Raw genomic sequence first — 14,165 nt, 5'->3', positions numbered from 1 at the left:
CCCTCGCTCGGCACGGGGGCCTTGCGGAGGGCAGGGGGCAGCACACGAGCGCACGGGGCGTCGCGTCCACCGGCCCACTCCACGAGGCCCGGACGTCTTGGCACCCGGGCCACGGCGGCCTGGGCACACTGTCGACAGGTCCTCGGACTGACTCTCATATGCGCTTATGCACACATGAGTACACCGTTGCGGGACAGTTCCGGATTCGCACCGGATTCCCCTGCGGCGACAGCGAGCATGAGCATACATCTTGTGCCGGGTTCAGTTGGCACCCCTAGATGTTGTGTCGCGGCGACTTCAGAGAGTCAACTCGTAGGTGAGGAGCGTGAACTCCACGCCCTCGATCGGGTTCCAGTCGCGCGCGGGGACGCGGGTGAAGCCGAGGCGTTCGTAGACGCGGTGCGCGGCGTGCATGATCTGCTGGGTCGACAGGACCATGCCCGTGCAGCCGTCGGCGGCTTTCGCCCGGTCGACGCAGGCGCGGACGAGGGCTTCGCCGGCTCCTCTGCCGCGGGCCGCGCGGGACACGGCCAGCATGCGGATCTCGGCCTCTCCGGGACGGGCGAGGTTCGCCATGGGGCCGCCGGCGGGGACGTAGGTGACGGTGCCGATCGGCTCGTCGCCGAGGAGGGCCACGAGTACCTCGGCCGCCGCGGCTCGTTTGGCGACGTCTCTCAACTCGCCCAGGTACCAGTCGCTCTCGCCGAAGGTGAGGAGGCCGTCCAGGAGGTAGGCCTGGGCTGTGATCTCGCCGATCGCGTCGTATTCGGTGGGGTCCGCTGCCCGGATCTCGATGTCCATGAGGGCGAGTGTGCCCGACCCGCACGCCGACGGGCCGCCGGATATTCCGGCGGCCCGCCGATCACCGTGACCCTCAGTGAGCGGAACCCGCGGTCGCCGGCGGCAGCTCCACCTGTACGCCCGGGTCGCCCGCGTCCGCCGTGTAGTCCTCGGGGCGGGTCTCGTCGATGCCCTCGGGGGCCTTCGCGGCCCTCAGGACGAACGTGAGGACCACCGTGACCGCCACGTTGAGCACGAACGCCGTCAGACCGATGTAGCCGATCTCGCCGATGCCCGGGATCTCCTTCGACGAGCCGCCGAAGTGCTTCTGTGTGGGGGAGGCCACGCCGTACGCCGCGACCGTGCCGTAGACCATGCCGACCGCCCAGCCCGCGAGCAGCGCCCAGCGGTGGAACCAGCGGGTGAACAGGCCGCCGACCAGCGCCGGGAAGGTCTGGAGGATCCAGATGCCGCCCAGGAGCTGGAAGTTGATGGCGACCGTCTTGTCCATGGTGAGGACGAAGATCAGGGCCCCTACCTTCACCAGCAGCGAGACCAGCTTGGAGATCTTCGTCTCCTGCTGCGGCGTCGCGTCCGGCTTGATGAAGTCCTTGTAGATGTTGCGGGTGAAGAGGTTCGCGGCCGCGATGGACATGATCGCCGCCGGCACCAGCGCGCCGATGCCGATCGCCGCGAAGGCCACGCCCGCGAACCAGCTCGGGAACATGTCCTCGAAGAGCTGCGGGATCGCCAACTGCGGGTTGGTGACGTCGACACCGGCCGCGATGGCCATGAAGCCCAGCAGGGCGAGCAGGCCCAGCATCAGCGAGTACAGCGGCAGGATCGTGGTGTTGCGGCGGATCACCTCACGGCTCTTGGAGGAGAGCGTCGCGGTGATCGAGTGCGGGTACATGAACAGCGCGAGCGCGGAGCCCAACGCCAGCGTGGCGTACGTCCATTGGCCCGCCTCGGGCGGGACCAGGCCGCCCGCCTTGGCTGCGGTGTACTTGTCGTTCGCCGCGCCGAAGACCTCGTCGAACCCGCCCAGCTTGATCGGGATGTAGATGATCGCCACCGCGATGACGATGTAGATCAGCGTGTCCTTCACGAACGCGATCATCGCGGGGGCGCGCAGACCCGAGGAGTAGGTGTACGCCGCCAGCACACCGAAGGCGATGAGCAGCGGGAGGTCCTTGACGAACCAGTTGGTGTCCTCCCCGCCGCCGACGCCCATGACGTCCAGCACCGCCTGGATGCCGACGAGTTGGAGGGCGATGTAGGGCATCGTCGCCAGGATGCCCGTGACGGCCACCGCCAGCGACAGGCCCTTGGAGCCCCACCGGCCGCGCACGAAGTCGGACGTCGTCACATAGCCGTGCTTGTGGGAGACCGACCAGAGGCGGGGCAGGAAGGTGAAGATCAGCGGGTAGACGAGGATCGTGTACGGCACCGCGAAGAAGCCGGCCGCGCCCGCCGCGTAGATCGCCGCCGGTACGGCGACGAAGGTGTACGCCGTGTAGAGGTCGCCGCCGAGCAGGAACCAGGTGATCCAGGTGCCGAACGACCGGCCGCCCAGGCCCCATTCGTCCAGCGTGTGTTCGTTCTCGGCCTTGCGCCAGCGCGAGGCCAGGAAGCCCATGACCGTGACGGCCAGGAAGAAGATGATGAAGACGGCGAGTGCCACGCCGTTCACGCCGTCGTTCACTTGGAGGCACCTTCCCGGCGGGCGCGCTGGTCACGCTGCCACAGCTTGTACGCGACCATCGTCAGCGCGGTGGAGATGAGCACCCACAGCATCTGGTACCAGTAGAAGAACGGGATGCCGATGAACGTGGGGTCCACCTTGGCGTACGAGCCGACCCACAGCATGGCGACGAACGGTGCCAGGAGGCACAGGGCGATGACGACCCGCGTGGGTGTCACCACCGGTGGTCCGGCCTCGGGCGAATCTGTTGACATACGGCGGCTCCGATCCCCTCACTGATCACCGTGTAACGCGCAGGCAATGTAGGTCACGGTGTGACAGGAGAGGAAGACCTCGTCCGCATATCGGTATGTCGATTCCGTGAAGGTCCGACAACAGGCCCGACAACGGTGTCAGCAGCAGCGGAACCCCTGGCGCGGATCCGCCTCCTGGCGGTCCGTCCGCATCCGCTCGAACGCCCGCCGGGTCGGCACGTCCGCCTGCGGGTGGTCCCGGCGGACGTGCGCGACATAACGGTCGTACGCCGACTCGTCGGTCAGCTCACGCACGTACCAGCGCACACCCCTAAGTGCGCGCCGCAGTGCCGACCTCATGGCGTGCCTCCTCCTTCTCCTCCCGGGTCGGGAACAGCCCGGCCGGGGCGACGAGTTTCGACTCGACGTACGGCGACTCGCTGAGCGTGGAGAGCGCGGGACGGCGTATGTGCCGGACGCAGACCCGCAGGGCGTCGGCGATCACCACGACGATCAGCAGCGCGAGGACGGCCGTCAGTACGCCGTCCACCGTGGAGTTGGTGACCACGGTGCGCATGTCGTCCATGGTCTTGGCGGGCGGCAGCACCTCGCCCCGGTCGATGGCGTCCTGGAAGATCTGCCGCTGCTTGAAGAAGCCGACCTTGGGGTCGCTGGAGAACACCTTCTGCCAGCTCGCGGTCAGCGTGACCGTGGCGTCCCAGGCGAGCGGGATCCCGGTGATCCAGGCCCACTTGAGGCGTCCGGACTTCACGAGCAGCGTGGTGCAGACGGCCAGGGCGACGGCGGCGAGGAGCTGGTTGGAGATACCGAAGATCGGGAACAGCTGGTTGATCCCGCCGAGGGGTTCGTGGACGCCCACCCAGAGGAAGTAGCCCCACAGACCGCACACGATCGCGCTGGTGATGACCAGGCCGGGCTTCCAACCGATGTTCTTGAAGGGCTTGATGACGTTGCCCAGCATGTCCTGGAGCATGAACCGGCCCACGCGCGTGCCGGCGTCGAGCGCGGTCAGGATGAACAGCGCCTCGAACATGATCGCGAAGTGATACCAGAAGGCCCTCAGGCTCCCGCCGGTGACCTTGGAGAAGATCTCCGAGACACCGATGGCCAGGGTGGGCGCCCCGCCGGTCCGGGACAGCAGCGACGACTCCTCGACCCGCTCGGCCGCCCGGGCCAGATCGTCGGGGGAGATCGCGTAGCCCCACCCGGTCACCACCCGCGAGGCCTCCTGCACGGTCGTGCCGATCGCTCCCGAGGGCGCGTTCATCGCGAAGTACAGGCCCGGGTCGATGATGCTCGCCGCGACCAGCGCCATCACGGCGACCGACGACTCCATCAGCATGGAGCCGTAGCCGATCATCCGGACCTGCGTCTCCTTCTGGATCATCTTCGGCGTGGTGCCGGAGGAGATGAGGGAGTGGAAGCCGGACAGGGCGCCGCAGGCGATGGTGATGAAGACGAAGGGGAACAACGACCCCGCGAAGACAGGGCCGTTGCCGCGCGAGGCGAAGTCGGTGACCGCGTCCATCTTCAGAGTCGGCAGGGAGACGACGACACCGAGCGCGAGCAGGAAGATCGTGCCGATCTTCATGAAGGTGGAGAGGTAGTCGCGCGGTGCGAGCAGCATCCACACCGGCAGGATCGAGGCGATGAAGCCGTATGCCACCAGCCAGACGACCAGCGTCGAGGGCGCGAGGGTGAAGGTGCCGGCCCACGAGGACTCCGCGACCCAGCGCCCCGCGACCAGGGCGAACAGCAGCAGCGCCACACCGATGAGCGAGACCTCGGCGACCCGGCCGGGGCGCAGGACCCGCAGATAGAAGCCCATGAGCAGGGCGATCGGGATGGTCATCGCGATGGAGAAGGTGCCCCAGGGCGACTGCGCGAGGGCGTTGACGATGACCAGGGCCAGCACACCGAGCAGGATGATCATGATGGCGAAGGCGGCGATGAGGGCTGCCGCGCCGCCGAACGGGCCGATCTCCTCGCGGGCCATCTGGCCGAGCGAGCGGCCGTCGCGTCGGGTCGAGAAGAACAGCACCACCATGTCCTGGACGGCGCCCGCGAAGATCACGCCCACGATGATCCAGATCGTGCCGGGCAGATAGCCCATCTGCGCGGCCAGCACGGGGCCGACGAGCGGTCCGGCGCCGGCGATCGCCGCGAAGTGGTGACCTAGGAGCACGCGCCGGTCGGTGGGGTGGAAGTCGATGCCGTTGTCGAGGCGTTCGGCCGGGGTGGCCCGGGTCCCGTCGACCTTGAGGACCTTGTAGGCGATGAACTTCGAGTAGAAGCGGTAGCCGATCGCGTACGAGCCGAGGGCGGCCGCGACCATCCAGGCGGCGGAGACGTCCTCGCCGCGGGAGAGTGCGAGCACGGCCCAGCCGGTGGCGGCGATCAGCGCGACGACGGTCCAGATGGCGATGGTTCGGACGTTCGCGGTACGCACAGCGCGGTCCTCCCGTCCATACGGAGACGGGAGGACCGTAGAGCAGGATGCGCGGTCGCGCTACACCGCGTGCGGTATTGCAAGCCCGCTAGTCGACAGGCCTCTTGAGCCTCGCCACGAACTTGTACCGGTCCCCGCGGTACACCGACCGCACCCACTCCACCGGCTGCCCGTCGCGGTCCAGCGAGTGGCGGGACAGCATCAGCATCGGCAGGCCCACGTCGGTGCCGAGCAGGCCGGCCTCGCGGGGAGTGGCCAGCGAGGTCTCGATGGTCTCCTCGGCCTCGGCGAGATGGACGTCGTAGACCTCGGCGAGCGCGGTGTAGAGGGAGGTGTACTTCGCGAGGCTGCGCCTCAGCGCCGGGAAGCGCTTGGCGCTCAGGTGGGTCGTCTCGATGGCCATCGGCTCGCCGTTCGCCATACGGAGGCGCTCGATGCGCAGCACCCGGCCGCCGGCCGTGATGTCGAGGAGCTCGGCGAGGCGGTCGTCGGCGGTGATGTAGCCGATGTCCAGGAGCTGCGAGGTGGGTTCGAGGCCCTGGGCGCGCATGTCCTCGGTGTACGAGGTGAGTTGGAGCGCCTGGGAGACCTTCGGCTTGGCGACGAAGGTGCCCTTGCCCTGGATGCGTTCGAGGCGGCCCTCGACGACGAGCTCCTGCAGGGCCTGGCGGACGGTCGTGCGCGAGGTGTCGAACTCCGCGGCCAGGGTGCGCTCGGGCGGGACCGGCGTACCCGGCGACTGCGTCTCCGTCATGTCGAGCAGGTGCTTCTTCAGGCGGTAGTACTTGGGCACGCGCGCGGTACGGACGCCGGCCCCGCCCTCGTTCTCCGCACTGCTGACGTCGGTAGTCATGCTCTGCCTTCCCGGCTCCGGATGCGGGTCACATCGTGATCCCTTCTGTATACCGTCGCCGCCTCTTTTGGTCTAGTCCATAGCCCCAGGTGGTCTAGTGGAAGACAGTACTCCGGCGGAGCTGATTTCGCTGGCTTCTTACTTAAAGGTTCTTGCATATGTAGGTCGGATAACGGCTGGTCAGAGCCTATTCGGACACCCTTGACAGGCTTCCTGGTCTGGTCCAAGCTCCCGGTACTGGTCTACACCATTGGTCCAGGTCCCGGCCCAACGCTCGTGCGGGGAGGCAGGGGGGTTTGTGGCATCCCTGAGGAGGGTGGCGTGAAGCGCAAGCTGATAGCCGCGATCGGTATCGCGGGCATGATGGTCTCCATCGCGGCATGTGGGGACAGTGACAGCGGCAGCTCGGACAACAGCGGCGCCGACGCCAAGGAACTGACCGTCTGGCTCACCGTGGACGCGCAGAACAACTGGCCCGAGCTGGTGAAGGCCGCCGACGCGGCGATCGTGAAGAAGCACCCGGGCATCAAGATCAAGCACGAGTACTACGGCTGGCCGGACAAGAACGCCAAGCTCGACGCGGTCCTCGCCACCGACAAGGCCCCCGACGTGGTCGAGATGGGCAACACCGAGATGCTGAGCTACATGGTCAAGGGCGCCTTCGCGCCCGTCGACCCGGCGAAGTTCGACAGCTCGGACGCCTGGCTGGACGGCCTCAAGGCCTCGGTGACCTACGACGGCAAGACCTACGGTGTCCCGTACTACGCCGGTGGCCGCGTCGCCAACTGGCGCAAGGACCTCTTCGCCTCGGTCGGCGTCAAGTCCACGCCGAAGACGTACGACGAGCTCACCGCCGCCCTGGACAAGGTCCAGAAGAAGGAGGGCGACAAGTTCAACGCCTGGTACCAGCCCACCCGTGACTGGTACGCGGCCATGTCCTTCGTCTACGACGCCGGCGGCTCCATCGCGGTCGAGTCCGGCGGCCAGTGGAAGGCCAACCTCTCCTCGCCCGAGTCCGTCAAGGGCCTGAAGGCGTTCCAGAACGTCGTCGACACGTACATGCACGGCGACAAGACCAAGGACGAGTCCGACCGCTACATCGTCTACGGCCAGGGCAAGTCCGGCATGATCTTCGCTCCCGCATGGGAGGGCGCCACCGCCGCGGCCAAGGAGAACGACAAGACCGGCAAGCTCGAGGGCAACGTCGAGAACTTCGTGATGCCCGGCCCGTCCGGCAAGAACCTCCCCGTCTTCCTGGGCGGCTCCGACCTCGCCGTGCCGGTGAAGTCCGACGCGCAGGCCGTCGCCGCCGAGTGGATCAACGCCTTCACGGGCTCCGCCGGTCAGAAGGGCCTGATGGCCAAGGGCAACCTGCCCAACAACAAGACCGACCTCGCCACCCTGAAGAACGACCCGGCGACGGCGGTCCCGGCCACCGCGGCCGAGTCCAACTGGTTCGTCCCGATGGCGCCCGGCTGGGGCCAGGTCGAGAAGGCCCAGGTCCTGCAGACCATGCTGCAGTCCATCGGCACCGGCAAGAAGTCGGTCGAGGACGCCGCGAAGGAGGCGGACGCCGCGATCGACAAGGTCATCAACACCAAGTGACCACCGGCGGGGCCCCGTTGAGCGTGACGGGGCCCTGCTTCTCGTACGACCTGAGGGACCGCTGAGGAGCGCGCGGATGAGTGCCGCAGACACGACCACTGCCAAAGTGCCGCCGGCGCGGCAGTCACCACCACCAGCACCGGCCGTGCGGAAGAAGCCGGCCGGAAGACGCAGCTCCGGCGGAGCCGGCACCCCCTGGCTGCTGCTCGCCCCCTGTCTGCTGATCCTGGCGCTCGTCCTCGGCTATCCGCTGGTCCGCCTGGTCACCCTGTCCTTCCAGGAGTTCGGGCAGTCCCAGCTGTGGGGCTTCAAGCCGGCCGAGTCGGTCGGGTTCGACAACTTCAGCAAGGTGCTGGGCGACGGCGAGTTCTGGGCGGTCGTCGTGCGCACGGTCGTCTTCGCGGCCGGCTGTGTCATCTTCACGATGGTCGCCGGCATGCTGATCGCGCTGCTGCTCCAGCGGGTCTCCGGCTGGGTGAAGACCCTCGTCAACATCGCCCTCGTGGCCAGCTGGGGCATGCCGATCATCGTCGCCACCACCGTCTTCAAGTGGCTCTTCGACGCGGACTACGGCATCCTCAACGCGCTGCTCAGCAAGTTGCCCGGGGTCGAGATGGTCGGCCACAACTGGTTCGCGAGCGGACCGCAGGGCCTGGCCGTGATCATGCTGCTGGTGGTCTGGGGAGCCGTCCCCTTCGTCGTGATCACCCTCAGCGCCGGGCTCACCCAGGTCCCGGCCGAACTGGAGGAGGCGGCCCGCCTCGACGGCGCGGGCGCCTGGGGCGTGTTCCGTTTCGTCACCCTCCCCATCCTCAAGCCGATCATCGTGATGCTCACGACCCTCTCGGTCATCTGGGACATGGGCGTCTTCCCGCAGGTCTTCGTGATGCGCAACGGGCATCCGGAGGCCGAGTTCCAGCTCCTCACCACCTACTCCTACGACCGCGCCTTCGTGGTCAACGACTACGCCCAGGGCTCGGCGATCGCCCTGCTCACCGTGCTGCTCCTGCTGGGCGTGGTCGCGGTCTACATGCGTCAGATGCTGAAGATCGGAGACGTCGAATGACCAGCATGAGCGCGATCGCCACGTCGGGGCGCGGCTCGAAGGGCCGTTCGGGGCGCCGGAAGTCCAAGGCCGGCTGGAACCTCCTCGGTCTCCTCGTCTTCGTCACCGCCGGCTTCCCCGTCTACTGGATGCTCAACACGGCGTTCAAGCCGGCCAAGGACGCCATCGACCCGGACCCGAGCCTGCTGCCCACCGGCATCACGTTCTCCAACTTCGACCGGGCGCTGAACATCGCCGACTTCTGGGGCCCGGTCGGCCGCAGCCTCGTCGTGTCCCTCTCGGTGGTGGCGATCGGCGTCGTCATCGGCCTGCTGGCCGCGCTCGCCATCTCCCGGTTCGCCTTCCGCGGCCGCAAGATCGTGATCGTCGGCATCCTGGCGGTCCAGATGGTCCCGCTGGTCGCGATGATCATCCCGGTCTTCCTGCTGCTCAACGACCTCGGCCAGTACGACCGGTTGTCCGGCCTGGTCCTCACCTATCTGACCTTCATCCTCCCCTTCACGGTGTGGACGCTGCGCGGCTTCATCGTCAACATCCCCAAGGAGCTGGAGGAGGCGGCGATGGTGGACGGCTGCTCCCGCACGACCGCGTTCCTGCGCGTGGTCTTCCCGCTCCTCGCCCCCGGCATGGTCGCCACCTCGGTCTACGGCTTCATCCAGGCCTGGAACGAGTACCTCTACGCCCTCATGCTGCTCAGCCAGGAGAACCAGACGGCGACCGTCTGGCTGGGCAACTTCACCACCAAGCACGGCACCGAATACGCCCCGATGATGGCCGGATCCACCCTGATGGCCGTGCCGATCGTCGTCCTGTTCCTCCTCGTCCAGCGCAAGATGGCCGCGGGCCTGACCGCCGGCGCGGTGAAGGGATAACGCCACCCGATGACGACTTTCGCCAGCGGAACGGACACGCTCACCCGCGACGCCCTGACCGTCCTCCAGCCCGGTTTCACCGGCACCACCGCCCCCGACTGGCTGCTGCGCCGCCTGGGGGAGGGGCTCGCCTCGGTGGGCCTGTTCGGCCGCAACATCAGCTCCCCGGACCAACTGTCCGCCCTCACCGCCCAGTTGCGCGCCGAACGTGACGACGTCCTGGTCGCCATCGACGAGGAGGGCGGCGACGTCACGCGCCTGGAGGTGCGGACGGGCTCCTCCTTCCCCGGCAACCACGCACTCGGCGCGGTCGACGACGTGGACCTCACGCGCGAGGTGGCCTTCGAACTGGGCCGCCGCCTCGCCGCCTGCGGGGTCAACCTGAACTGGGCCCCGTCGGCCGACGTGAACTCGAACCCGGACAACCCGGTGATCGGCGTCCGCTCCTTCGGCGCCTCCGCGGACCTGGTCGCCCGGCACACGGCCGCCTACGTCACGGGCCTTCAGTCGGCCGGGGTCGCCGCCTGCACGAAGCACTTCCCGGGCCACGGCGACACGGCGATCGACTCCCACCACGCCCTGCCGCGCATCGACGTGGACCTCCCGGTCCTGATGTCCCGTGAACTCTCCCCGTTCCGCGCCGCGATCGCCGCCGGCTCCCGCGCGGTGATGAGCGCCCACATCCTGGTGCCGGCCCTGGACCCCGAGCACCCGGCGACGCTGTCCCACAAGGTGCTGACGGACCTCCTTCGCGGCGAACTCGGCTACGAGGGCCTGATTGTCACCGACGGCATGGAGATGCGGGCCATCGCGGGCACCTACGGCATCGAACGCGGCAGCGTGCTGGCCGTCGCCGCCGGCGCGGACGCGATCTGCGTGGGCGGCGGCCTGGCGGACGACGAGACGGTACGACGGCTGCGCGACGCGCTGGTGTCGGCGGTCCGCTCGGGCGAGCTCCCCGAGGAGCGCCTGGCGGACGCGGCGGAACGCGTCCGCTCCCTGGCCCGCTGGACGGCGGCGGCATCGGCGGCCGACCCGCAGGCCGAGCCGGACCCGGAGGTGGGCCTCCGCGCAGCCCGCCGAGCCCTCACCCTGACCGGCGTGAACCCCGCCCCCCTCACCGAACCGCCCTATGTCGCCGCCTTCACCCCGGTCGCCAACTTCGCGGTGGGCGACGAGACCCCGTGGGGCGTGGCCGCGGAGCTCACCCGCCTGCTGCCCGGCACGGAAACGGGCAGCTTCGCGGGCGAGGGCGCCGGCATGGCCGCACTGGCGGCAGCGGGGCGGCGCCGTATCGTCGCCGTCGTCCGCGACGAACACCGCCACCCCTGGATGACGGCAGCCCTGGACAGCGTCCTCCGCAGCCGCCCGGACACGATCGTGGTCGAGATGGGCGTCCCCCAGGCCCCCGCACGCGGCGCCCTGCACATCGCGACGCACGGCGCGGCGAGAGTGTGCGGCAGGGCGGCGGCGGAAGTCATCGCGGGCGAGTAGCCGCTACGACAAGACAGGCGCCGGTTCCTCGGAAGGGAACCGGCGCCTGTATTGCGTTGAGGGGCGCGGGGAACTGCGCGATCAGCCACATCGGACCCGCACCCGGCAGCAAACCGAACCCGGCAGACGAGACTCCGCTAAATCCCCTGCCACTCCGGCTTGTTGGCGAACGTGTGCCGGAAGTAGTCCGCCAGCTTCAACTTGGACGCGGCACCCTCGTCGACCACAACCGTCGCATGCGGATGCAACTGCAACGCCGACGCGGGACACACCGCGGCGACCGGTCCCTCCACCGTCGCCGCCACCGCGTCCGCCTTCCCCTCACCCGTGGCGAGCAGCACCAGATGACGGGCCTCCAGGATCGTCCCGATCCCCTGGGTGATCACGTGATGCGGCACCTGTGAGATGTCCCCGTCGAAGAACCGCGCGTTGTCCACCCGAGTCTGCTCGGTCAACGTCTTGATCCGGGTCCGCGAGGCCAGTGAGGAACACGGCTCGTTGAACCCGATGTGCCCGTCGGTCCCGATCCCGAGCAACTGCAGATCCACACCACCGGCGTTCGCCAGCGCCGCGTCATACGCCTCGCACGCCCCCTGAACGTCCTCCGCCGTACCGTCCGGCCCGATGAAGGAGGACATCCCGATCCCCAGCGGCTCCAGCACCTCGCGCCGCAGCACCGACCGGTACGACTCCGGATGCTCGGCAGGAAGCCCCACGTACTCGTCGAGCTGGGCGATCCGCGCCCGCGAGACGTCCACCGCACCGGCCCGCACCTTCGCCGTCAGCGCCTGGTAGATCGGCAGCGGAGTCGAGCCGGTGGCCACGCCGAGCAGCGCGTCGGGCTTGCGCCGCAGGAGCTGCGCCATGGCCTCGGCGATGAGCTCGCCACCCGACTTGGCGTCCGGAACGATGACAACTTCCACGCTGGGCCTGCCGTTCTGAAAGGGCTGTGTGGTTTAGACCAATTTAACAGAATCAGCCTTCCCTGCCCAGGTGAAGCGGCCCGTACGAGACGGCCGCGAACAGGTGTGGACGAGATGCCGGGACGGACGGATCCGCACCCCGCACAGGCGTCCTGGCGCCCGGGGGAGTGGAATGGGAGAGGCCACTGGCCGATCGAGAACCGGACGCACGGCCCCACCCGGGAGGACCCCCGCATGACCGCCACGACATCGGAGCCCCAGAGCGACCTCCCCGGCCGGATCATGGCCCGCGAGATGGCCGAGCAGCCTGCCGTGCTCCGCCGGATCCTGGAGGAGGGCGCCCCCGCCATCCGGCAGGTCGCCCAGGAGATCGCCGCCCGCAACCCCCGCTTCGTCCTGCTCACCGCCCGCGGCACCTCCGACAACGCGGCGCTCTACGCCAAGTACCTCCTGGAGATCCGCCTCGGCCTGCCCTGCGGTCTGACCTCGATGTCGACCACCACCGCCTACGGCGCCCGCCCCGACCTCACCGACGTCCTGGTCGTCACCGTCAGTCAGTCCGGCGGCTCCCCGGACCTCGTGGCCTCGACCCGGGCCGCCCGCGAGGCCGGCGCGATCACCCTCGCCGTCACCAACAACCCCGACTCGCCACTGGCCGGCGTCTCCGAGTACCATGTCGACATCATGGCCGGACCGGAGAAGGCCCTCCCCGCGACCAAGACCTACACCGCCTCCCTCCTCGCGCTCTATCTCTTCGTCGAGGGCCTGCGCGGCGGCGACGGCGCCCCCGCGAAAACCCTGCCCGACCTCGCCGAGCGGCTCCTCGCCCGGCAGGACGAGATCCGCGCCCTCGCCTCCCGCTACCGCTTCGCCGAGCGCATGGTGATCACCTCGCGCGGCTACGGCTACCCCACGGCCAAGGAGGCCGCCCTCAAGCTGATGGAGACCAGCTACATCCCCGCCCTCTCCTACTCCGGAGCCGACCTTCTGCACGGCCCCCTCGCCATGGTCGACAACGTCTCACCGGTCATCGCGGTCGTCACCGACGGCAAGGGCGGTGAGGCTCTCCAGCCCGTCCTCGACCGACTGCGCGGCCGGGGCGCCGACCTGGTCGTCATCGGCCCCGCCGACCAGGTCGAGCAGGCGTCGGCCGGCTTCGTCCTGCCCACCGAGGGCATCGCCGAGGAGCTCCAGCCCGTCCTGGAGATCATCCCGCTGCAACTCCTCGCCTACGAGGTCACGATCGCCCGCGGCCAGGACCCGGACGCGCCGCGGGCCCTGGCGAAGGTGACGGAGACCCGCTGACAGGGTGCCCGCTGACGGCCGGTGCGGGACCGGCCGGGGAGCTAGTGCAGGCTCAGCAAGGACCCCCCGGTCGCGTCGATGTGCTGCCCCGTGACCCAGCGGGAGTCCGGTGACGCCAGGAAGGCCACCACATCGGCCACGTCGGACGGGGTGCCGACGCGCCGGAAGACCGACACGGACTCCGCGTGCGCGCGTATAGCGGGGTCGGCCAGGGCCGCGCTCGTCAGGTCGGTGTCGATGAAGCCGGGCCCGACCGAGTTGGCGGTGATGCCGCGCGGTGCCAGCTCGGCCGCGAGGGAGCGGGTCAGGGTCGTCACGGCTCCCTTGGCCATGTGGGTGGCGGCGATGGGGGAGATGGCGGCGTCCGTCGCCGCCGTGACGTTGATGATCCGGCCGTGGTCGCGCAGTCGCCGCAGGCCGTGCTTGACGATGAAGAACGGCGCTCTGGCGTTGACCGCCTGCGTCCGGTCGTAGAGCTCCTCGTCCGTCTCCTCGACGGTCGCGAAGAGGGCCATGCCCGCGTTGTTGACCAGGATGTCCAGTCCCCGCGCCTGCCGGTCGAAGGCCTCCCACAAGGACTCCGCGTCGCCGGGCACGCCCAGCTCGGCCCGGATCGCGAAGGCGTTCCCGCCCGCCGCTCCGATCGCGGCGACCGTCTCCTTCGCCGCCGCCTCATTGCTGCCGTAGTGCACGGCGACCCGCGCCCCGTCGCGCGCCAGCCGCTCGGCCACCGCCCGCCCGATCCCCCTGCTCGCCCCCGTGACCAGTGCCGTCCTGCCCGCGAGCACACCCGTGCCACCCATGCCGACGCCCCCTCGCAATTCCCTAGCGGTCGATACAGAAAGACCGTACAACAGGG

General features: G+C 69.1%; 13 protein-coding genes and 1 riboswitch. Of the genes, 5 read left to right on the top strand and 8 right to left on the bottom strand.

All coding sequences use genetic code 11. The features are described 5' to 3' along the window. Nucleotides 1–137: 137 nt before the first annotated feature. Nucleotides 138–220, bottom strand: a riboswitch (cobalamin riboswitch). A 77-nt stretch (nt 221–297) separates the two neighbouring features. The 6 genes from ACIOHP_RS32995 to ACIOHP_RS32970 form a co-directional block, all read right to left on the bottom strand. Continuing rightward, nucleotides 298–801, bottom strand: a complete 504-nt coding sequence (locus tag ACIOHP_RS32995; protein ID WP_401893271.1) for a GNAT family N-acetyltransferase — start codon at nt 799–801, stop codon at nt 298–300. Nucleotides 802–874: 73 nt separating this feature from the next. Further along, the gene (gene mctP, locus ACIOHP_RS32990; protein ID WP_401893269.1) at nt 875–2,485 is read right to left on the bottom strand and encodes a monocarboxylate uptake permease MctP; all 1,611 of its coding nucleotides are present in this window, start codon (nt 2,483–2,485) and stop codon (nt 875–877) included. Continuing rightward, on the bottom strand, nt 2,482–2,739 hold the full coding sequence (locus tag ACIOHP_RS32985; protein ID WP_401893268.1) for a DUF3311 domain-containing protein: 258 nt from the start codon (nt 2,737–2,739) through the stop codon (nt 2,482–2,484). Before ACIOHP_RS32985 ends, mctP begins: the two co-directional genes overlap by 4 nt. A gap of 138 nt (nt 2,740–2,877) precedes the next feature. Continuing rightward, nucleotides 2,878–3,078, bottom strand: a complete 201-nt coding sequence (locus ACIOHP_RS32980) for a YbdD/YjiX family protein (protein WP_046260443.1) — start codon at nt 3,076–3,078, stop codon at nt 2,878–2,880. Continuing rightward, nucleotides 3,050–5,188: a carbon starvation CstA family protein gene (locus ACIOHP_RS32975; RefSeq protein WP_401893265.1), complete on the bottom strand. Its 2,139-nt coding sequence runs from the start codon at nt 5,186–5,188 to the stop codon at nt 3,050–3,052. The genes ACIOHP_RS32980 and ACIOHP_RS32975 overlap by 29 nt, the downstream gene beginning before the upstream one ends. An 88-nt stretch (nt 5,189–5,276) precedes the next feature. Beyond that, on the bottom strand, nt 5,277–6,041 hold the full coding sequence (locus tag ACIOHP_RS32970) for a GntR family transcriptional regulator (protein WP_307026037.1): 765 nt from the start codon (nt 6,039–6,041) through the stop codon (nt 5,277–5,279). A gap of 321 nt (nt 6,042–6,362) precedes the next feature. Between ACIOHP_RS32970 and ACIOHP_RS32965 the strand changes: the two genes are divergently transcribed. The 4 genes from ACIOHP_RS32965 to ACIOHP_RS32950 all read left to right on the top strand — a co-directional run bounded on the left by ACIOHP_RS32965 (nt 6,363) and on the right by ACIOHP_RS32950 (nt 11,078). Continuing rightward, the gene (locus ACIOHP_RS32965) at nt 6,363–7,646 is read left to right on the top strand and encodes an extracellular solute-binding protein (RefSeq protein WP_361479656.1); all 1,284 of its coding nucleotides are present in this window, start codon (nt 6,363–6,365) and stop codon (nt 7,644–7,646) included. A 76-nt stretch (nt 7,647–7,722) separates the two neighbouring features. Beyond that, nucleotides 7,723–8,712 carry a sugar ABC transporter permease gene (locus tag ACIOHP_RS32960; RefSeq protein ID WP_361542373.1) on the top strand — a complete coding sequence of 330 codons (990 nt, stop codon included), beginning with the start codon at nt 7,723–7,725 and terminating at the stop codon, nt 8,710–8,712. Continuing rightward, a complete protein-coding gene (locus ACIOHP_RS32955; protein ID WP_401893263.1) occupies nt 8,709–9,584 on the top strand; it encodes a carbohydrate ABC transporter permease in 876 nt (291 codons plus the stop codon). The genes ACIOHP_RS32960 and ACIOHP_RS32955 overlap by 4 nt, the downstream gene beginning before the upstream one ends. Nucleotides 9,585–9,593: 9 nt before the next feature. After that, nucleotides 9,594–11,078, top strand: coding sequence for a glycoside hydrolase family 3 protein (locus tag ACIOHP_RS32950; protein ID WP_401893261.1), 1,485 nt, complete (start codon nt 9,594–9,596; stop codon nt 11,076–11,078). 137 nt (nt 11,079–11,215) lie between these two features. On the opposite strand, the gene nagB is transcribed toward ACIOHP_RS32950, so the two are convergent. Then, nucleotides 11,216–12,001: a glucosamine-6-phosphate deaminase gene (nagB, locus tag ACIOHP_RS32945; protein ID WP_401893259.1), complete on the bottom strand. Its 786-nt coding sequence runs from the start codon at nt 11,999–12,001 to the stop codon at nt 11,216–11,218. A gap of 234 nt (nt 12,002–12,235) precedes the next feature. On the opposite strand from nagB, the gene ACIOHP_RS32940 reads away from it, so the two are divergent. Further along, complete coding sequence (locus ACIOHP_RS32940) at nt 12,236–13,306, top strand: SIS domain-containing protein (protein WP_401893258.1); 1,071 nt, start codon at nt 12,236–12,238, stop codon at nt 13,304–13,306. A gap of 41 nt (nt 13,307–13,347) precedes the next feature. Here the strand turns inward: ACIOHP_RS32940 and ACIOHP_RS32935 are convergent, their stop codons facing one another. Continuing rightward, nucleotides 13,348–14,109, bottom strand: coding sequence for an SDR family oxidoreductase (locus ACIOHP_RS32935; protein WP_361542358.1), 762 nt, complete (start codon nt 14,107–14,109; stop codon nt 13,348–13,350). Nucleotides 14,110–14,165: the final 56 nt, after the last annotated feature.

Source organism: Streptomyces sp. NPDC087859 (assembly GCF_044742595.1).
GTDB classification, from domain to species: domain Bacteria; phylum Actinomycetota; class Actinomycetes; order Streptomycetales; family Streptomycetaceae; genus Streptomyces; species Streptomyces canus_F.
This window is presented reverse-complemented; position numbering and strand designations above follow the sequence as displayed.

Coding starts and splice junctions, on each gene's coding strand:
- ACIOHP_RS32995 (WP_401893271.1), bottom strand. CDS start 801: ATGGACATCGAGATCCGGGCAGCGGACCCCACCGAATACGACGCGATC.
- ACIOHP_RS32985 (WP_401893268.1), bottom strand. CDS start 2,739: ATGTCAACAGATTCGCCCGAGGCCGGACCACCGGTGGTGACACCCACG.
- ACIOHP_RS32980 (WP_046260443.1), bottom strand. CDS start 3,078: ATGAGGTCGGCACTGCGGCGCGCACTTAGGGGTGTGCGCTGGTACGTG.
- ACIOHP_RS32970 (WP_307026037.1), bottom strand. CDS start 6,041: ATGACTACCGACGTCAGCAGTGCGGAGAACGAGGGCGGGGCCGGCGTC.
- ACIOHP_RS32960 (WP_361542373.1), top strand. CDS start 7,723: ATGAGTGCCGCAGACACGACCACTGCCAAAGTGCCGCCGGCGCGGCAG.
- ACIOHP_RS32955 (WP_401893263.1), top strand. CDS start 8,709: ATGACCAGCATGAGCGCGATCGCCACGTCGGGGCGCGGCTCGAAGGGC.
- ACIOHP_RS32950 (WP_401893261.1), top strand. CDS start 9,594: ATGACGACTTTCGCCAGCGGAACGGACACGCTCACCCGCGACGCCCTG.
- ACIOHP_RS32940 (WP_401893258.1), top strand. CDS start 12,236: ATGACCGCCACGACATCGGAGCCCCAGAGCGACCTCCCCGGCCGGATC.
- ACIOHP_RS32935 (WP_361542358.1), bottom strand. CDS start 14,109: ATGGGTGGCACGGGTGTGCTCGCGGGCAGGACGGCACTGGTCACGGGG.